We start from the raw sequence: 18,782 nt of genomic DNA, 5'->3' as shown, positions 1-18,782 counted from the left end.
GACTCCTCCTAACTGAAGGCAAGCGCGCCGCGGAGCTTGGGGTTGCTGGGAGTGACCGGCAGGCTGGCAAACTGCTCCAGCTCCAGGTTGTAGCTGAACAATTCGTTGGTGACGAAACGCTCGTCGCGGAGTCCCACCACTTCGACAATCGAAGTGATGCGACGTCTGCCGTCCGGCATGCGGGTGACCTGCACGATCAGCTCGATCGCTGCTGCAATCATCTTGCGCAAGGTGGCCTCGGCCCCCTGGAATCCGGCCAGCCCCGCCAGGGTCTCCAGGCGCAGCAAGGCATCGGTCGGGTTATTGGCATGCACGGTGCTCATGCAGCCCTCGTGGCCGGTGTTCATGGCCTGCAGCATATCCATCACCTCCCTGCTGCGCACCTCGCCCAGGATGATGCGGTCCGGCCGCATGCGCAGGGCGTTGCGCACCAGGTCGTGCGCGGACACCTCTCCCACCCCGTCGAGATTGTGCGGGCGGGTTTCCAGGCGCACCACATGGTCATGCTCCAGCCTCAGCTCGGCCGCGTCCTCGATGGTGACGATGCGCTCGCCGGAGGGAATGGAACGGCTCATGAAATTAAGCATGGTGGTCTTACCGGCGCCCGTGCCGCCGCTGATGATGGTATTGACGCGGCGCTGGGCGGCATTGATCAGGAAACTCAGCATTTGCGAGTTCAAGGTGCCGTAGGCCAGAAGGTCGTTGCCGAGGATGGGCGTCTTGCGGAACTTGCGGATGGACATGCAAGGCCCGTTCAAGGCCAACGGCGGGATAATCACATTCAAGCGGCTGCCGTCCGGCAGGCGCGCGTCCACGGTTGGGCTGGCCTCGTCCACCCGGCGGCCCAACGGGGAAAGGATGCGGCGTATCACGCGCAGCACATGCTCGTCGTCGATAAAGCGCAACTGGCTCTTTTCGAGCTTGCCCTTGCGCTCGACGAAAATATCCCGGGCGCCGTTGACGAGGATGTCGTTGATGCTGTCGTCCTTGATCAGCGTTTCCAGCGGGCCGAATCCCGCCAGCTCATCGACCATTTCCTCGGTGAGCTTTTCCAGGTCGTAGGCGCTCACCACCAGCTGTTTCTCGGCCACATAGCGGTAGACCTTGCTATTGACGTAAGTGAACATCTGCTGGCGCGACATGTTGGTCAAGTCGGCCCGGTCCTGCTCGATCTCCGCGATCAGATAGCTGTGCAGCAGGAGCTTGGTATCTTGCGACTGCTCCGCCGCCTTGAGGTCGAACCGATATTCAGAGAGCCTCATGATAGCAACTTGGATCTCGAGAGATGCCAATGGCTGAACAAGCGCTGCAAACTAGCAGCCAAACCCGGCTTGCGGGGTAACTTTTTCCTGCTGTCCTGCAGGATTTGCGCAATCTCGCGTATCTTGACGGCATACAGGCTCTTGGGGCTCAACTCCAATATGCTGTCGCCGGTATTGACCGAAGAAAGGCGGATCATGCCTGCAGGAGGCAGCATGCCCAACAGCGGCAAATCGAATGAACTGGCAATGTTGTCGGCATCCGGCAGCAGGCGTGGAAGGTAATGATCCAGCACCAGGCCGGTGTTCTGCAGTTCCAGGTTCTGCGCGCGCAAGGCGCGCAATAACTCATAATTGCGCTTGCAACTCGGCACGCTCTGCTCAGCCACGAGGATGGTGCGGTCCACCGCGGACAGCAGCAATTGCAGGAAATCCACGCGCGTCACACCGCCGAGGTTGATCACCACCTGCGAGAAGTGCTTCCTCAATGTGCGCAATACCGTATAGATATCCGCAGGGGAAATCTCGAAATCATCTTCCGGATCGTCCGGCATGGAGAGCACGGTCAACCCAGACCGGTGCCGGGCAAACCCGGTGTCGATCAGGGTTGCATCCACTCTTGCCAGGTTGCGCATCACATCCACAAAACTGTATTTCCCCTGCACGCCCATGAACAACAGGCTGTCCGCATGCGGGATGCCCAAGTCGACCAGCAGCGTCGATTCCGTTTCCTGCATCGCCTGGGCCAAATGGATCGCCAGCATGGCCGAATCAGGGCTGGGCCGCGCATTGATGATGGCCGTAATCCGGCCCGATGCCTGTTGCGGGGCCGATTGCTCGCGCCGGATGGCATTGCGCAAGCTATACCGCCCCAGGATGGCAAGGAGCTCGTTTTCCTTGCTGCCGATGCGAATGAAATCCCTGGCCCCGGCGCGCATGATCGTCAACAGCAATTGCTCATCCGTCGTATCCGCCAGGGCAAGCACCGGCAGATCGGGCCGGGTGGAACTGATCTCCTCGATGAAGGCGACCTCTTGCAGGAATGCCGGCGACAACGCCACTTCCTGCCGGAAATCCTGCGAGCGCATATGCAGCAGCACGGCATTGATATCGACGGCATCGACCAATTGCATCACCTTGCGGGTATCCTGTTCTTCCACGAAGATGAACTTGCTGGAATGGTCGGAGATATTCCTGAGCCAGCGTATGCATTCGTCACCATTGCTGACCACAATGTAGTTCCGGCTATCGTGCATTAGCGTGACATCCCTGTTGAGCTTGGTTTCGGATAGGCGTCACGCGAGAGGAAAAACTCGCTGAATGACGGTTTGTAGTGCCTGAGTTCGTCCCCCGGTAACGCCGGCAGTGCGGCGTTGCGCGCAATCGGGCGCACCAGACGGGGCGTCACGACCATCAGCAACTCCTTGTCCTCGCGGTCGAAACGCTTGGAGCTGAAAAAAGCCCCGATAATCGGGATATTGCCCAGCCAGGGCATCTTGTCTATGTTGTTGACGGTATTGCGGCTCACCATGCCGCTGATCACGAAGCTCTCGCCGTTGCCCAGCGATACGCTGGTCTCCGTGCGCCTGACCTTGAGGCCGGGCACCGCCACGCCGCCGGTCTGGACCGCATTGGCGAAATCCAGCTCGCTGACTTCCGGCGCCACCTTGAGAAAAATCCGCTCGCTGCTGAGGATGGTGGGCGTCAGCATCAGCCTGACGCCGTATTCCTTGTAACGGATCGTGATGGCGCTATCAGACCCGCCGCCGGTACGGATCGGCACCGGGAACTCGCCCCCGGCGAGAAAGGTGGCGGTCTGGCCCGAGATGGCGGACAACGATGGTTCGGCAAGGGTGTAAGCAAAACCGTTGGTTTCGAGTATGCTCAAGCTGCCTAGCAAACCAGAACCATGATTGCCGAATACCACATTGAATGCATTCAGGATGGGCAAGAACCCAGAACCGCTGGTAAAGTTGAAACCGTCTCCGCTATTCTCTACCCCGGAAAAGCTGCTGGGAGGTGCCACAACACCAAAGTCTTCATGACTGCGGCTGTTGTTCCGCCCGAGAAGGAAGCCAAAGCGCATCGCATTCTGCCTACTGACCTCCACCACCTTGATGTCGATCTGCACATGGCTTTCGAACTCGCTGCTTGCTACATCCAGCGCCCCCTTGCGGTCTTTCTGCAAGGATTCCAGCGCCCTGGCATGCTCTTCGAGCGACCGCGCCTCCCCGGTGAGGGCGACGCCGTTTCCCGCAGCCTCGATATGCAAATCCTCCACATCAGCCGCCTTCAAGCCCTGGTTCTCAAACGCCAGCGAAGGCGACACGCTGACTTGCAACACCCGGCTGGGCTGGGCCGCCTGGCTGTCCCACAGGCTGATTTCAGTGGCGCCGACTGCCTTGGGCACGATCATCATGGTCTTGGGGCTGGTCAGCGTGACCGCAAGCACTGCCGGGTCGGCCACGGCGACGCGCTGCAACGCAACCGTGTGCTCATACAACTTTTGCTGCCCCATGCTGACCAGAACCTCCTCGGCCCAAGCCCACTGCCCGAGCAACAGCAAGCCAGCCCCCGCCATGCAGGCCCATTTTCCCCGTGAATTGAATGCTGCCATTTATTGTCCTTTGAAACTGATCGTTTCCGTCTTGTCGCCGGAGTGGACAACGACATTGACCACCCCGGCTTGTTTCTTTGCCGGCAATGCTTTTACAGGCCTGGGCACGGCAGGAACCCTGGTTTGTTGCTGCAACCCGGTAATTTCCGACAACCGTACCAAATCGCTGGATTTGCTTGGTGAATCAGGGCTGGCGCCACGCAGGGACAGGCGCAAAGTGCCGCCGCTGGCCGCCAGCATCAGGCGGGAGACATCCTCTTCCTTGACGGCGATGACAGCAGAATGTCCGCTCAACGCTTGCTGCTTGCCGGTACCACTATTGTCGGCAAGTAGCGAAGCAGGCCCGGGGGAGACACTTGAGGAGGAGACATTCTGCTGCAGAGCTTCGCCGTAACTTATCACGCGCACATCCTTGAGGATGGACTGCGCGGAGCTATCCGTGGTCATGCCGTTGCTGCTATTGATATACACCAGTACGTCGACATGGTCGCCAGGCTGGATAAACCCGCCTACGCCGACGACTTCGTCGACCTTGATGGCAACGCCGCGCTCGCCATGCTTGAGCAATTGCGCGGCCGGGCCTCGCTGCGCGAAGTGGGTGGACAGCACAGGCGCATCTTTCTCCACGCCGCTTTCCACCATGCGCCCGATCAAGTCTGCAATAGAGGTGAAAGCCAATGGGTTTTGGCTTTCACTCTCTTCCAGCGCCAGATCTTCCGGCAGCAATACATGCCCGGCCGGGATATCCTGGCGTGCAACCACTTGGGAGTAGCGCACCGCTGGCGCTGGAGCCGGCGCATGCACCTCGGGCTGACGCCCCGCCCTGATGCCATACCAGCCTATCAATACCGCCCCGATGAATAGAAGGATTGCTGTAATCCTTAATGCATTTCCGCTCATTATTATGATGTTCCGCTGTTGTAATCAGCGGTAATGCCAGGTCAGACGAGATTTATCCTGGCATTACCTTGTAAATCCAGTGGCATGGGCAGCATGGGCCCATAGCCGGGAATGGTCAGGATGGGGATGACCGGGTTATCGTTGTAATTGGAATACACCACCCGCACGGTCAAGCTGCCGCCGGCCACATCCACCACCACCTTGCTGTTGCCGGCGCCCAGCACGTGCTCCCGCACGCTCTCCGGCAGCCAGGTCAACGCATTGCCTACCGTATGCCTGACCCGCGAGGCAATACCTTCATTGGCATACTGGGCACTGCTGCTATAAGCCATCGGATCCACGGCGATAGCCGCCCGCGCGCCTTCCGATGCGGCAAAGACGAAAGACGACTGCAACAGGAACAAGATGGCGTACGTCACCAATGCATAGAACAAGGTGAAGAACAGCATGAACAACAAGGCGAACTCGATCGCCGCAGCGCCGGATTGCCGATGCCTGGATATACGCCTACTTGATATGTGCTTCATAGATGCCATGATTCCATCCCCCATATTTCCGGAAACAGGATGACAACGCCCATCGCCAATGCCAGCGCAGCACCGAAAGGGATATAACGCCGCTTGTTGCTTTCCCTGCTCACCGACACCCAGCCTGAAGTACTCAATTGCGGGCTCAACTGCCACCAGATTACCAATGCCGCCAGAACGCCTAGCGATGCCAGCACGAAACTCGCCACCACCACCTTCACGCCGCACAGTACGGCAATCGCCGCCAGCAGTTTCACGTCCCCGCCGCCCAATGTTTTGGTGGCATATCCGGGAATCGTCAGAAGAAAAGAAACGGCCAAGCCCCAAAAGGCAGAGGATATGGGCTGGCCGTAGTAGAAAACCTCTCCTGTTACTACCATATAGATACAGCCAATAACGAATGCCCCCAAGCTGAGCAGATTAGGAATGCGTCTCTGGGAGAAATCATAAAAAGCCAGCAATCCCGCCCAGATACAGAGCAGCGTTAGCATCAGAACAATCCTTCAAGCAGCTGCCGCAGTAGTGAGTGCAGTACTAATATTCGTGAAAATCGTACTGACGGCCGTCCTAACCCCATCGGACAACCCTGCGATCACCACCGCCACCATCGCTGCAATCAGGGCATATTCAATGCCGCTTGCGCCCTCTTCATCCAGGTAAAGATTCACCAGCCACTGTTTCATCGTTGCAAACATGTTTGTCTCCTTCTCGACTACTCGTTCAAGTTATGCCGGGCGATTTTCAATCGCAGCTGAAGCACAGCATACACATTTTGATAAATACAGTAAATATGAAAAATATGATAATTACAATTTATCTATCGGCAACACTCCCGGTTTCTTTAAGGGCTGGGCAAAAAAAACGGCCAGGATAAACATCCTGGCCGTCTTATATATGCGTGGAGACTGGAAACTAAGTATCAGTCGTCGTACTTGATGTATTTGAAGCGGGCATCGTCATTAGGAGTGCCTTCCAGCGCGCCTTGCTCCTTGGCCGGCTGCCACTGGATCACGGATTCTATCTTATGCGCCAGTTCCCAGTCCTTGTCGGTAATGCCCTTGGCGCTATGGGTGCACAGCTTGACGATGACGAACGCATAGGACACCGTCAGGTCGGGATGATGCCAGGCCGCTTCGGCAAGATGCCCGACGGTATTGACCACCATCAGGGTCGCCTTCCAGCCGCTGGTCTTGTATTTGCGGCGTATCCAGCCATCCTCGTAATACCAGTGCGGCAACTCCGCCGCAATCCTGGCCTGGATTTCCGCTTCGCTGTAAGTACCTTCCGTTTCGCCCATATGTCCTCCTTCAATTCCAGGAACAACGCACCGGCAAGCCTACCCGCGTCAGTTCCTCTTCGCTAAAGCCGTCGTTGAATGCCACGCAATCCTGGCGCCCGACCACCCAGGTGTTGAACGCCCGCCCGGCAATGTGGTCGCCGAAGGCGTCGTCGACGAACCCTTCCTTGGTCAGCTTTTCCAGCGAAACCTGCTGGTCCGCGTCAGGACGCGAGGATTTTACGAGAATCAGGTGTTCGGCATTGAGCTTGGCCGCAAGATAGGCAGCCAAGCTGTCGGAAGTAATTCCCCAATTCATGGGAATGGTCTCATCGGCACAGATCATGTCGCTGGGCAGCCAGACGATACCGCGGTGCTGCCAGCCGCGTTCGGCGATTTCCAGCTCGCTCTTGGCGGTGACCAAACGCGGGCTCAAGCCGGTCATCAGGACCCCATATTGGTCCATCGCCATGACTGCCATGCGGTGCGCGGTCGCGTCATCGATGCCGCTGCTGATCTGGGCATCGCGCACAGCATCGGCAAAAATACCTCCTCCGGGCACGATCAGCACCTTGCCGTCCCCATGGCGCGCCACGACATCCAGCCAGAGATTGAGCTCGGACGAGCCTAGAAGACTGCCTCCCAGTTTAATTACCCACATCTTGGTCACCCCGAAAATGTTCAACGAGTTTTAGCATGGTTGATGCCTTATCCCAGGTTTCGCGATATTCTTTATCCGCTTCCGAATCCGCTACGATACCACCTCCAGCCCAGAAGCGGATTTCCCCGTGCGAATAAACCGCCGTGCGGATCGCAATATTGGTATCCATATTGCCGTCAAACCCGATGTAACCGATGGCGCCGCAATAGACGCCACGCCGATGCGGCTCCAGCTCCTCGATGATTTCCATGGCCCTGAGCTTGGGCGCCCCGGTGATGGAACCGCCGGGAAATGCGCCGCGCAGCAGGTCGACCGCCTCATATTGGTCAGCCAGCTTTCCCGTCACGGTGCTGACCAGATGGTGCACGTTGGCATAGCTTTCGAGTACAAACAGGCGGTCGGCCCTGACGGAACCGGTGGCGCAGCTCTTGCCGATATCGTTGCGCAACAAATCGACGATCATGAGATTCTCTGCCCTGTCCTTGAGGCTGCTTTTCAGGTCATCCGCCTGGCGTGCGTCTTCGCCGGCATCGGCTGACCGTGGACGGGTGCCTTTGATCGGACGGGTTTCGACATGGCGTCCGCTTACCTGGAGGAAACGCTCAGGTGAATCAGACAACACCTGCACCCCGGGCAGGTTCATGAAGGCCATGAAAGGCGCCGGGCCTATGCCGCGCAAATATTGATAAGCGTGCCACGCGTCGCCGCTGGCATCAGCACTGAAGCGCTGAGCCAAGTTCACCTGGTAGCAATCGCCCTCGTGGATATAGCGCTGGATGCGCTCAAACGCATGCTGATAACCCGCAGCATCAAAATTGGAACGTACTGGCGTATTGACGGCGAAGCCAGCATTCTGCCGCCTGTCATCCTCTTCAAACGATGCACATAACGATTCCCAGCCGGCTTTGCGCTCTTCGGCAATCGCGCAACACACCAGCCAGGTTTGCTGCTTGCGGTGATCAACGATGACGGCCCAATCGTAAATGCCCACCATCAGTTCAGGAATATTTTCGCCATCGTGGGCCTGGCTGGGCAAGGATTCAATACTGCGTGCCAGGTCATAGCCGAAATAGCCGACTGCACCGCCGGTAAACGGCAAGTCCGACTGCAAGCGCGGATATTGCCGCAACGCCTGCTTCAGCAATAGAAATGGGTCTTCATGGGATTCGTGCGCGCCCTCCCGGTCATGCACCTCGGTCGTACCGCCACGCGTGATGAACGTCATGACAGGATCGGCCACCATGATATCATAGCGCCCGTACTCGTTGCCGGGACGCCCGCTATCCAGGTAAATGGCCCAAGGCCGTTGCGCTATTCTCGCGAACAGGGAGGAACTATCCGCCAAGTAGGGAAGTTCCCGCCTCAGCATAACGACTCCGCTCCCGTTGCAGGAATGCCCAAATTGGCGACGGCATAGGCAGGCAGGCAAATGCCAGCCCAATTCCTGACTGGATCCGACTCAGCCTTCAACAAGGAACTGACCGCGATGAACTCATGGCCTAGCTGCTGAGCCAGCTCGCGCACAAGGAATGTCCCGGCCCCTGCGCCGATGAACGGTGTTCCTGGCCGAATCAAATTACGGGAAAGATTGCGCAAGGTCGCGTGACGCAATAAGGCCAGCTGCTGCTGCTTGAACGCCTGCGCCAAATGCACCCAGGCCGCCTTGTCGGCATCGCCGGCATCCCGCCCCACCATTCTTGCGAGACGCCTGCAGGTTTCCTCGATACTCTTGCCAGCGCCATCCGCCGTCGCCGCCATATCCTCTGCTGTCTCCAACTCGCCGGTCAGCCGGTAGACATCGGCCGTTGTCGCAAAATGCTCAGCCGCTACATTGTGCCATTGCCCGGCAAAAGGAATGCGGGAAGCCAATGCCATGAGGGAGGTACGCGCCACGCCAGTGTAGACCAGTTCCTCATACTGCATGCGCTCCGCATCGGTCAGCCCGAGATTGGCGGGGCGGCCGTCCTGAAGCAGGACAAAATCCGCTGTGGTGCTGCCGATATCGATGAACAGGCCTTGCTTCAGCTTGCGTGCGACAAAAGCCGCACTTGCCAGCCAATTGGCCGACGCAATCGCATTGGCGTTCGCCTGCACCTGCGCCAATGGCACAAAGCCGTTGGCGCCGGCAAAGAACAACACCTCCCCGCCGAGCCTGGCATGCGCCCGCGACGCGATTTCCCATACGCCGCTGGGCCGGTCAGGAAAAATATCCGCCAGCTCCCCGGTCATCGTCACGCTATGGCGAATGCCTTGAGGCGCGCCCAATTGGGCAAATGCCGCATTCAACGCGGCATCCAATTGATCCAGGCCTTGCCATAAAGGGCATGGAACCTGCACTACCTGGACGGCAACGCCATCCGCGCGCACCAGGGCCGCTTTCAGATTGGCACCACCAATGTCCCAACCGAGATAATATTGGGCAGAAGGGGTTGTTTCAGTCATTCAGATTGATTTCAATTCGGTTGCGCTGCAATCCAGCCGGCAGCTTGAAGGCCTCATTATAAAACAAGTCCAGCAGCAACCGCGCCGGGTTATAGTGGATCGCAGCCTGAAGCCCGGCAAAAGAAGTGGTCAGGCGCGGATTCACCTCCAGGACATGCAAGCCGCCATCGTTGCCGATGATCAAGTCGACGCCCACATAACCGAACAAACCCGGCATGGCCGCGGCAACCTGGCGGGCAAGCCGGTCAAAACTTGCCCAATGCCCGGCAGCGCCGTTCACGACTCCGCCGCGATAACATATTTTTCCCTGCTCGAACTCAATCAATTGTTGATTGCACGTCAATAACCAGGCCTTGCCGCCACGGCAGAGCATGGTCAGGCTGGCCGGCTGCCCTTGCACATAAGGCTGCACGATATGATCCGCTGGCGCATGCCGCAGCCAATGTTCCAACGCATGTACATCCCGGAAATATCTGGCACCCTCGCAGCTCACGCCATCATCCGGTTTGGCCACCCAGGCACTTCCTGAACCAGGACGATGCGGAACCCGCATGGTTTCCACGACAGGCACACCAGCAGAATGCAATTGTTGGTAGGTCAGCCACTTGCTGCCGGCCACCCTGACCGACTCGCCCGCGCTTGAAAGCAACGCCTTGCCTGAGGCCTCGGCCAATTCCGTCAATTGCAATAAAGCGCCGGCACTTTCCGGTGCTACCAGCCATACCAGATCTGCCTCGGCAATCAGTGACGTCCACACTTGCCAGGGCACATCATCCTCATTCAACACATGACACCGTGATACATGCTCCGGCAACGGCAAGCGCGCATCGTGCGCCGAAAGGATTTCCACACCAGGAACGTCACTCATGGCGCCCAGCATGGCATCCCGCATCAGGAGAGCCTCCTGCGCCAGCGATGCTGGAATGGGCTCGCGGTATAATCCTCCCGCTGTGAGATATTCACACACCAGGATACGCATTGCAGCCGGTGACTGGGACAAAGAAAAAGGAGCGCTTGTGCAAGTCATACCCGTGATTGATCTGATGAATGGCGCCGTGGTCCATGCACGCAAGGGCGACCGCGCGCATTACCAGCCGATTGTTTCCAATCTTTGCCACGGCAGCGAAGCTTCGGAGATTGTTCAAGCATTGCTGGGATTATACCCATTCCCTATCCTCTACATTGCCGATTTGGACGCGATACAAGGCCGCGGCCACCATCGCAACCTAATCGACACATTGCTTTCCCAACATCCCGACCTAGAAATCTGGATTGATGCAGGCATCAGCTCCGTCGCGGATATCCAGCATTGGAAGCATGCCCGCCTGCGTCCGGTGCTTGGCACTGAAAGCATTCCTGACCTAGCCACTTGGCACCAGCTTGCCCAGGCATGTGCGAGCCGGCATATCCTGTCGCTGGACTTCACCGCGGCCGGGTATCAAGGGCCTCCCGAGCTATTGCACAACAGTACGTCATGGCCCCAGGACGTGATCGTCATGAGCCTGCCGCACGTCGGCAGCCACAATGGCCCTGACATGGAAAAACTGACTCGCTTCCACTCCCGGTATCCCGGGCACTGCATCTATGCTGCTGGCGGCATTCGCCACTTGGGCGATTTGCAATTACTGGGTGGAAAAGGCATCAAGGGCGCACTGATCGCCAGCGCGTTGCACAACGGTAGCCTGGATAAAAGCGCATTGCGCACCTTGCTCGCTTCATAAAGCAAAACGCCCTGATACCGGAATATCAGGGCGTTCGTTCTGTGTTCCGATATCATGATGGCGATATCGGATCTTCCACGCTAGAGGATTACTTAGCTTGGAATGGGTGAGCAGATTCCTTGTAGCTCTTCAGTACATCAGCTACCTTAGGCTCACGTGCAACAGCGTTCTTGATCGCTTGCTTAGTTGCTTGGTAGTTCCACTCTTGGATACGCTCATCGATGTCAGCACGGCTGTCGATGAATACACCTACGGAGATGAATACGTCATCAGCTTCTTCTTGTGGAATGGTGCCGTCGGCAACACAATCCATCACAGCCATCGCGATACCGCGTTGTGCAGGGCCGAACATCTGAACAGCTTGCTTGCCGTTCTTGATGGTAACCTTGTTGAACATCACGGTAGCAGGCTTCACCATCAGGTTAGGAGCCACGATAGCCAACAGGCCGTTTACGCCTTCCTTCTGGTCGGTCAAAGTGCGGCAGAAAGCGTCTTCTGCAGCGCTACCGCGAGGCCCAATAATCAGATCGATGTGAGCTACGTTCAGCAGGTCCAGGCCGCTGCCGTCAGGACGATTGTCAATAACAAGAGCTTCACCTACTAAAACGCGATCAATAACTGCCATTTCATTCTCCAATATAAAGTTTCCGTAGAAACACGTCGACATTGCCGGGTTAGCTATGCCATCTAACTGCCTTACGTCTGTTTAACGTCAAGCTTGAAAATTTGCAAATATTATACATAGTTTATGAAAACTATGTGAATTGCCACATAAATAATTTGCTTCCATACAAAATTAACATCGGGCTTGTCCCCGGTCTACTCACCATGATGAGCATGAGCATATGCATGGTAACGGCGAGTTAGTGTGATACTTTAAATAGAAGTTCACACAAGATTGAAAATTAAGCAATAAAAAACCCGGAGACCTTGTGGGGCGTCCGGGTTTCGCCTTGGTATTAAAACCGAGGGCTTATTCGAGGTTGGCGTGGATCGCGCGCATGCCCTCTTCTGTCAGGCCCTTTTGGTCTACCAGCTTGGCAATTGTGGCTTCCAGGAACCAAAGCGTAGACAACTCGAAAATGGTGCCCATAGGCAGGCCATGAGTCTTGTCGAATGCATGTGCATCGTTGCCGCCGACCGGCACCACCAGGTCAGCCAGCTCCGCCATCGGAGACTGGGCCTTCATGGAGATCACGATGATCTTGGCGCCTTGGCTCTTGGCCTTCTTGACCAGAGGCATCAAGGTTTCCGTGCTGCCGGAACCGGAGATCACGATGAAGAGATCGCCAGCCTGGATGCTTGGCGTGACAACCTCGCCCACCATGCTCACTTGATAGCCGGCATGCACCAGGCGCATGGCGAAGAAACGGGAAACCAACAGGGAACGGCCAGCGCCGCCGATAAAAGTACGGCCGGCAGCATCAACCAGGCTCAGAATCTTGTCATCATAGCCTTCTGCTGTATTGTTGATTACATTGGTCAGTTTGCTGACCACGAGCTCTTGATATTTATTCATAGTATTCACCTTAATTAAACGATGATGAAACTCTAAAAGGCCATAATAAAAAATCCACCAACTTAGCTCGGAAGAGCTATGTATGGTGGATTTTTTTAGCTTGGCTTAAGCGAAAGATTACTTAGCCAGACCAGTGATTTCAGCAGCAGCAGCAGCTGGATCAGCAGCACCGTAGATAGCAGCGCCAGCAACGATGATGGTAGCACCAGCGTCCTTAACTTGCTTAACGGTAGCTGGCTTAACACCACCAGCAACGGAAACTTCCAGACCCAGGTTCAGACCGGTAACAGTCGACAGGTCAGCGAATGGAGTTTGACCGGCAGCTTGTTGGTCCAGGCCAGTGTGAACACCGATGATGTGCGCGCCCAGCTTAGCAACTTCCTTGGTACGAGCAGCCTTGTCAGCTACGTTGATCAGGTCGACTTGAGCCTTTTTGCCGTACTTGTTAGCAGCGTCAATCACACCCTTGATAGTACCCAGATCAGCTACACCCAGAACAGTAGTGATGTCAGCACCAGCCTTGTAGAAAGGCTCAGCTTCGTAGAAACCAGCATCCATGGTCTTCAGGTCAACCAGGATCTTGTTGTTAGGGAACTTTGCGCGCAGAGTTTCCAGCAACTTGATACCGTTGTGCTTGATACATGGTGTACCGATTTCGAGAATGTCAACGTGTGGAGCTACCTTTTCAGCCAGCGCAACGGTTGCGTCGAAATCCAGTGAATCTAATGCCATTTGTGTCAATGCCACGATACTTCCTCCAAAAGGGTTACAAATTGAGTACTACTGAAAATAAAAACTACTTTTTATACAAAAGCGGAACGGCAATGGTAATCGCCAAGAGCGCCGCGTGTCAACGTTAATGAGGCATTGACACGCAGGCGATTGAAGTCATTACAGCTTTTCGGCCAATGCCTTTTCCAGCTTGTTTTGGTCAACCACGAAACCGCGGATGCCTTCAGCCAGCTTTTCTGTCGCCATGGCATCTTCGTTCTGCTCGAAGCGGAACTCTTTCTCTGTCAACAAGGCAGGACGTTGCTTGGTAGCACCGTTATCCACCAGCACGCGTGGCAGGTTGCCTTCTGTCGCCTTCAGCTCTTCCAACAGGTTGGGAGAAACAGTCAGGCGGTCGCAACCAGCCAGCGCAATGATTTCACCGGTATTGCGGAAGGAAGCGCCCATCACCACGGTCTTGTAGCCATGCTCCTTGTAGTAAGCATAAATGCGGCGTACGGACAAAACGCCTGGATCGGTTTCAGCAGTGTAGGTCTCACCGGTCTTGGCCTTGTACCAGTCAAGGATACGGCCAACGAACGGGGAAATCAGGAACACGCCAGCTTCAGCACAGGCACGCGCCTGGGCAAAGCTGAACAACAGTGTCAGGTTGCAGTTGATGCCTTCCTTCTCGAGGATCTCACCAGCCTTGATGCCTTCCCAGGTGGAAGCCAGCTTGATCAGTACGCGATCCTTGGAAATGCCGGCATCAGCGTACAGCTTGATCAGCTTGCGGCCCTTTTGCACCATCGCTTCGGTGTCGAAGGACAGGCGTGCGTCCACTTCCGTGGAGATCTTGCCAGGGATATGCTTGAGGATTTCTTGACCGATCAATACGGCCAGCTTGTCGGCAGCGTCTTCGATTTGTTGTGCCTTGTCGCTGCTCTGGGACTTGGCGTAGGCGATTGCTTCATCGATCAGTGGAGCATATTGAGGAATGGTACTTGCCTTCAGCAGCAGGGATGGGTTGGTGGTTGCATCGTAAGGCTTAACGCTCTTGATCGCTTCCACATCGCCGGTATCCGCTACAATCGTCGTGAATTCCTTAAGTTGATCGAATAAATTAGCCATATTGCTCCTCCTTGAGAAAATACAGAAATATTACGCTTGAAAACTTGCTTGCCCGACTGGGAGGCTGTTCAGCCAGGAATAGGCCCAGACCCCGCCAAAGGAATCGGGCTAGTATAACTGAATTTTATTCATAACTATAGAGCGTCGCGTCTCGACAGCGCATACGCCAGCAAGGTCGCGACAGTCAGGTCTGCGCTGGTTCCTGGATTCAGCTCCCGCTCCTTCAGTTCGGCATCGAACCGGAGCAACGCCCGCTGGTAAAGCTTGGGATTTTCGTGCGACAGCAACGCATTCAGGTGCACGCCTGCCTGGCGGCTGACGTCTTCCGCCTGCAACCGGCCGTACTTGCGCTGGATGTGGCTATCAGGAAAGCGGCTTAACAGCGTCAAATAAAGCGCCGTTGTCGCCCAGGCAGCGTTCTGCCATCTCCCCATCGCCTGCGTATACGCATCCAGGCCGACGCCAAACACATCTTCGAATCCGTGCGCATACTGCCAGGCGATACGATCCCGCCCGGCAGAAGCCTGCATTGCCTCAAGCAAGGTAATGCTCGGCGCTTCGCGCACGTCATGCTCGCCAGCCTCGCCCAAGCCTCCTGGGGAAGCGCGGACGATGGCCTTGAACGCAAGCTCGGCATCACAGACATCCAATTGCGCCAGTACCTGCAGCAACCGCTGGCGCAGCGAACCTTTCGCATCAGACAAGGCGGCATGGATCAAGGGCGCGGACAACAACACGATGCCAAGGTTGGTATTGCAATCCACGACGTTCCAGGTTGCTTCCACCGAAGCCAGGATGCGCTGCCCCACCGAAAGCCCTGGCTGTGCAATCACGCCGGCTACGGCATCGGCGCTGCGAATGAACTCCTGCACCACCATGCCGTGTCCGTCGGCAAAGATATGTACATTGCCCGGCTTGAGGCTGGTCAGCTCCGCCATGCATGCCGCACGGAAGGCTTCGGCAAGCTGGGAACCGTTCATGAGACGGCCGTCAAGGCAGGTTGCGTATGGATGCGGGAGAGGAAATCGTCGACCAGGAGCTGCCCGATATTCAGGCCGGTTGCCCCTTGCAGGCCCTTCCATGCCGGGATGCTGTTGACTTCCAGCACGTAAAGCTTGCCGGCACCGTCCCGGATGATATCCACGCCGCAATAGTCCACATCGACCGCCCTGGCAGCGGCCTCCGCCAGCTGGACCAGCTCGCCCTCGGCCGCAACCGCCTCGCAACGGCCGCCCTGGGCCACGTTATTCACCCAGTGGCTGCCATGACGGATCATGGCGGCAACCGCCTTGCCCTTGATAACGAACACCCGGTGGTCATGCCAGGCGCCCTCGCCGCTGTCCACATAGGCCTGCAGGTAGTACAGGCCGTCCACATATTGCTCCATGGGGATGGGGAAGGCGGTTTCATGCGTGAGCTTGCGTATGCCCTGCCCTTGCGAGCCAAACAACGGCTTGAGCACCAATTGCCGGCCGGCCATTGTTTCCCTGAGGTAGATTTCCTGCGCCTGGTAGCGCGACTCGCAAACCCAGGTTTGCGGCGTCGGCACCTGGTTCAGGTGCAGCAGGAAGCTGGTCATGGCCTTGTCGACGGTGCGCTCCACCGCATGGCCGTCGTTATAGACCACCACGCCCAGCAGCTTGAGCGCATGCAGGATATCGAGCCGTGCAATCACGCGCTGCAATGTTCCGCCCGGCACGCCGCGCACGAACACTCCCTTTGGCAGGGCGTCCTCAAACCCCGGGATCAGGACTGCCGGCTGGTTGGCACCAAGGCCAAGATTGAGCGCACAGTCCTTGAGGGAGACGAATACCGCCTCGTATCCACGCGCGGCAAACGCCTCCTTGAGGCGCTTGCCATGCCAGCCGGGATCATCGGTGAAAACCGGAATACGGTGATCCACTATGCGCTATAGCCGAACGACTGATCCAACAGGGCCGCATCCAGCTTGCCGCCGATGAAGCTCTTGCCCGATTCGATGGCTGTCACCGTCACTGCGGCCGGACTGAACAACAAGGGGTCGATCTTGTAAAAATCCATGTTGACCGCCTTGAACACCTCGGCGAACGGACGGCCGTAGTCGCGGGAGGCGCTGCTTGGCAATTCCTTAGCCAGCTTCGCTGCCGCCTCGTCGCTGCCCTTGACGAAGATATGCGCATGCCCGCCGAACAGGATGGCATCGTTGGTACGGCCCATGCCGATGAGGAAATCAGGTGCCGGCGGCGGCAACGGCGCGCTCGCCGCGCCATCGACCACGTGCTCCAGCGGGAAGTGCAAGGTATGGATCTTGTGCAAGGCCACTTCCAGCACGCGCGCCACGATCTGCACGGTGCCGGCCAGGCTGCGGGTCGGGGTCAGGATGAAGGTCAGGTTCTCCGCCTTGACGCCGGTATCGCGCGCAACCTTCTCGACCACCTCCTGCGGCGGCACCTTGTCGCTTTCGAGCACCAGCACTGCGGCATCGGCGCTGTCCTTGTAGCCCAGCTCCTTATAAAGCTCTTCACGGCCAGCCAGCGCACGGCCCGGGCCGGAACCGAGAGAGAAGAACTTTTCATGGGAAAGGCTCCAGCCGGCATACTGGCTGCCCAGGCAAGAAAGCACGGGATTGTTGGAATGCACGGACAGCGTCCAGGGCCAGTGCGGGAAAGTGCTGGAAGAATGCAGGTTGACATGCCCGAGGCCGCCCATGCAGATTTCAGCAATCAGGCGCCCGGCTTCCAGGCCGCCCTCGGCCTTGATGCCCGCATCGATGACGGTAGCTCCGCTGGGCAGCTTTTCCACCAGCAGGCGCAAGGTCTTGGCATTATCCACCAAGTGCTTGACCAACGGATTGGTGAGTTGATTAACGCTTGGCCAATAACTGGTATCGATCACAGCCTCGGACATGGAGTTCTCCTAATTTATCTATCAAGGGTTGAAATATGGTTGGAGCATAGCGCTCAATAATGTCATTCGTGTTCTTGCCAGCGCTTCGGCATCCTGCGCATTTTCGGCCTCGGCTTCAATGCTGCACAAGGGCATGTTTCGAGCGATGGCGCTGCCGGCCAAAGGCTTGTCCATCGTCCATTCCGGCCATGAAAAGCCGCCCGGAATGCGGATATCGAAAGGAGCGTAGAATACCAGATTCGCCGTTGCTTGGATTCGCCCGGATGACGTGAAACTAGCGGGTTGTCCCGATAGATGGCAAACCAGCCATTCGGCCTGCATTTCCATTGGGTACAGCCCCAGGCTGGAACTCAACCTCGGGTTGACTTCCAGCACCCAGAACTGCTCGCCGTCCACGACCACATCCAGGCTGTTCAAGCCGCGCAAGCCAAATGCGTCAGCCAGGCACCCGGCAGCCCGTATCAGTTCCTTCGTCACAGCCCCAGCCATTACGGCTGGTCCGGCGAGGCCGCCATAACGATATGGCAGGGAATCCAGAGGAGACAATAACTGCCGCTGGAAACCCAGCGGTTGAATACCGCCCTCAGAGGCAAGAAACAGCAAGGAAAACGGCTGTCCATCGACCTTGCGCTGGAAATAGCTTCCTTCTCCCGCCGTCGACAATCCAGCCGGGGCAATATGCATGCCGCCGCAACCGCCCTGCCTCTTGCTCAGCCATTGAGAAGCCTCCGCGCCGGACAGGGATTGATCCGGGAACTGATCAAAACAAGTTTCCGGCACCGGGATGCGGTGCTGGACGCATGCCTGGAAAAAACGGCGTGCATCCTTGCAGGCGGCCACGGTTTCCGCAGAGTTGCCAACCAAATCTACCTGCGAAGCAAGCTCGGCAATCAAGGCTGGCTGGGCTTCGAAACCGCTGCCGTACAGCAAGCGGCTGGCGCCGAACTCCTCAATCGCGGGCAGGAGGCAGTCCCTCACGGCGTCGGCAGAGAATCCTCGGCTGCCATAATCCAGCAGCAAATGCCGGTCGCAGGCAAGCAAAGTATCCTCGTCACCAAAAACATCGGCAGCCAGGACTTGGAATCCTGCTGCCGAAGCTGCGACGACATAAGGGCGGACATTTGCCGCCACG

21 protein-coding genes are annotated in these 18,782 nt (G+C 57.2%); 1 reads left to right on the top strand and 20 read right to left on the bottom strand.

Annotation, left to right across the window (positions count from 1 at the left end):
* Positions 1–8: 8 nt before the first annotated feature.
* The 12 genes from ACKF11_RS11470 to ACKF11_RS11415 all read right to left on the bottom strand — a co-directional run bounded on the left by ACKF11_RS11470 (position 9) and on the right by ACKF11_RS11415 (position 10,649).
* Positions 9–1,262: a TadA family conjugal transfer-associated ATPase gene (locus tag ACKF11_RS11470; protein ID WP_407997147.1), complete on the bottom strand. Its 1,254-nt coding sequence runs from the start codon at positions 1,260–1,262 to the stop codon at positions 9–11.
* Complete coding sequence (locus ACKF11_RS11465) at positions 1,259–2,515, bottom strand: CpaE/TadZ family protein (RefSeq protein ID WP_407997146.1); 1,257 nt, start codon at positions 2,513–2,515, stop codon at positions 1,259–1,261. Before ACKF11_RS11465 ends, ACKF11_RS11470 begins: the two co-directional genes overlap by 4 nt.
* A complete protein-coding gene (locus ACKF11_RS11460) occupies positions 2,515–3,876 on the bottom strand; it encodes a type II and III secretion system protein family protein (protein ID WP_407997145.1) in 1,362 nt (453 codons plus the stop codon). Before ACKF11_RS11460 ends, ACKF11_RS11465 begins: the two co-directional genes overlap by 1 nt.
* A complete protein-coding gene (gene cpaB / locus ACKF11_RS11455) occupies positions 3,877–4,776 on the bottom strand; it encodes a Flp pilus assembly protein CpaB (protein WP_407997144.1) in 900 nt (299 codons plus the stop codon).
* A gap of 41 nt (positions 4,777–4,817) precedes the next feature.
* Positions 4,818–5,303, bottom strand: a complete 486-nt coding sequence (locus tag ACKF11_RS11450) for a TadE/TadG family type IV pilus assembly protein (protein WP_309565464.1) — start codon at positions 5,301–5,303, stop codon at positions 4,818–4,820.
* Positions 5,300–5,794, bottom strand: a complete 495-nt coding sequence (locus ACKF11_RS11445; RefSeq protein WP_407993582.1) for an A24 family peptidase — start codon at positions 5,792–5,794, stop codon at positions 5,300–5,302. Before ACKF11_RS11445 ends, ACKF11_RS11450 begins: the two co-directional genes overlap by 4 nt.
* A gap of 12 nt (positions 5,795–5,806) precedes the next feature.
* Positions 5,807–5,998: a Flp family type IVb pilin gene (locus ACKF11_RS11440; RefSeq protein WP_407997143.1), complete on the bottom strand. Its 192-nt coding sequence runs from the start codon at positions 5,996–5,998 to the stop codon at positions 5,807–5,809.
* A 224-nt stretch (positions 5,999–6,222) separates the two neighbouring features.
* Entirely contained in the window at positions 6,223–6,600 is a 378-nt protein-coding gene (locus ACKF11_RS11435; RefSeq protein WP_407993584.1) for a 4a-hydroxytetrahydrobiopterin dehydratase, read from the bottom strand.
* A 10-nt stretch (positions 6,601–6,610) separates the two neighbouring features.
* Positions 6,611–7,240, bottom strand: a complete 630-nt coding sequence (locus tag ACKF11_RS11430) for an amino acid kinase family protein (protein WP_309565468.1) — start codon at positions 7,238–7,240, stop codon at positions 6,611–6,613.
* On the bottom strand, positions 7,227–8,609 hold the full coding sequence (gene pabB / locus ACKF11_RS11425) for an aminodeoxychorismate synthase component I (protein ID WP_407997142.1): 1,383 nt from the start codon (positions 8,607–8,609) through the stop codon (positions 7,227–7,229). Before pabB ends, ACKF11_RS11430 begins: the two co-directional genes overlap by 14 nt.
* The gene (locus ACKF11_RS11420) at positions 8,603–9,682 is read right to left on the bottom strand and encodes a hydantoinase/oxoprolinase family protein (protein ID WP_407997141.1); all 1,080 of its coding nucleotides are present in this window, start codon (positions 9,680–9,682) and stop codon (positions 8,603–8,605) included. Before ACKF11_RS11420 ends, pabB begins: the two co-directional genes overlap by 7 nt.
* Positions 9,675–10,649 (bottom strand): ATP-grasp domain-containing protein, encoded by a 975-nt coding sequence (locus tag ACKF11_RS11415; protein ID WP_407997140.1) that lies wholly within the window; start codon positions 10,647–10,649, stop codon positions 9,675–9,677. Before ACKF11_RS11415 ends, ACKF11_RS11420 begins: the two co-directional genes overlap by 8 nt.
* A 49-nt stretch (positions 10,650–10,698) precedes the next feature.
* Here ACKF11_RS11415 and ACKF11_RS11410 point away from each other — a divergent pair, with 49 nt between their 5' ends.
* Positions 10,699–11,403 (top strand): HisA/HisF-related TIM barrel protein, encoded by a 705-nt coding sequence (locus ACKF11_RS11410; protein ID WP_407997139.1) that lies wholly within the window; start codon positions 10,699–10,701, stop codon positions 11,401–11,403.
* Positions 11,404–11,491: 88 nt separating this feature from the next.
* Here ACKF11_RS11410 and fae read toward each other — a convergent pair whose 3' ends face one another.
* From fae to ACKF11_RS11370, 8 genes are all read right to left on the bottom strand, one after another.
* A complete protein-coding gene (gene fae, locus ACKF11_RS11405; protein ID WP_230347420.1) occupies positions 11,492–12,028 on the bottom strand; it encodes a formaldehyde-activating enzyme in 537 nt (178 codons plus the stop codon).
* Between the two features lie 348 nt (positions 12,029–12,376).
* Positions 12,377–12,922: a 6-phospho-3-hexuloisomerase gene (hxlB, locus tag ACKF11_RS11400; RefSeq protein ID WP_309565473.1), complete on the bottom strand. Its 546-nt coding sequence runs from the start codon at positions 12,920–12,922 to the stop codon at positions 12,377–12,379.
* 117 nt (positions 12,923–13,039) lie between these two features.
* Positions 13,040–13,669, bottom strand: coding sequence for a 3-hexulose-6-phosphate synthase (gene hxlA, locus ACKF11_RS11395; protein WP_407997138.1), 630 nt, complete (start codon positions 13,667–13,669; stop codon positions 13,040–13,042).
* Between the two features lie 144 nt (positions 13,670–13,813).
* The gene (gene tal, locus ACKF11_RS11390) at positions 13,814–14,764 is read right to left on the bottom strand and encodes a transaldolase (RefSeq protein ID WP_407997137.1); all 951 of its coding nucleotides are present in this window, start codon (positions 14,762–14,764) and stop codon (positions 13,814–13,816) included.
* 134 nt (positions 14,765–14,898) lie between these two features.
* Entirely contained in the window at positions 14,899–15,744 is an 846-nt protein-coding gene (locus ACKF11_RS11385; RefSeq protein WP_407993590.1) for a triphosphoribosyl-dephospho-CoA synthase, read from the bottom strand.
* Entirely contained in the window at positions 15,741–16,667 is a 927-nt protein-coding gene (locus tag ACKF11_RS11380) for an ATP-grasp domain-containing protein (protein WP_407993591.1), read from the bottom strand. The genes ACKF11_RS11385 and ACKF11_RS11380 overlap by 4 nt, the downstream gene beginning before the upstream one ends.
* Complete coding sequence (mch, locus tag ACKF11_RS11375; protein ID WP_407997136.1) at positions 16,667–17,650, bottom strand: methenyltetrahydromethanopterin cyclohydrolase; 984 nt, start codon at positions 17,648–17,650, stop codon at positions 16,667–16,669. The genes ACKF11_RS11380 and mch overlap by 1 nt, the downstream gene beginning before the upstream one ends.
* A gap of 21 nt (positions 17,651–17,671) precedes the next feature.
* Positions 17,672–18,781: an ATP-grasp domain-containing protein gene (locus tag ACKF11_RS11370; protein WP_407997135.1), complete on the bottom strand. Its 1,110-nt coding sequence runs from the start codon at positions 18,779–18,781 to the stop codon at positions 17,672–17,674.
* Position 18,782 lies beyond the last annotated feature (1 nt).

Origin of the sequence: Methylobacillus draconifructus (assembly GCF_045984385.1) — a bacterium.
In the GTDB taxonomy this organism is placed as follows: Bacteria; Pseudomonadota; Gammaproteobacteria; order Burkholderiales; family Methylophilaceae; genus Methylobacillus; species Methylobacillus flagellatus_A.
This window is presented reverse-complemented; position numbering and strand designations above follow the sequence as displayed.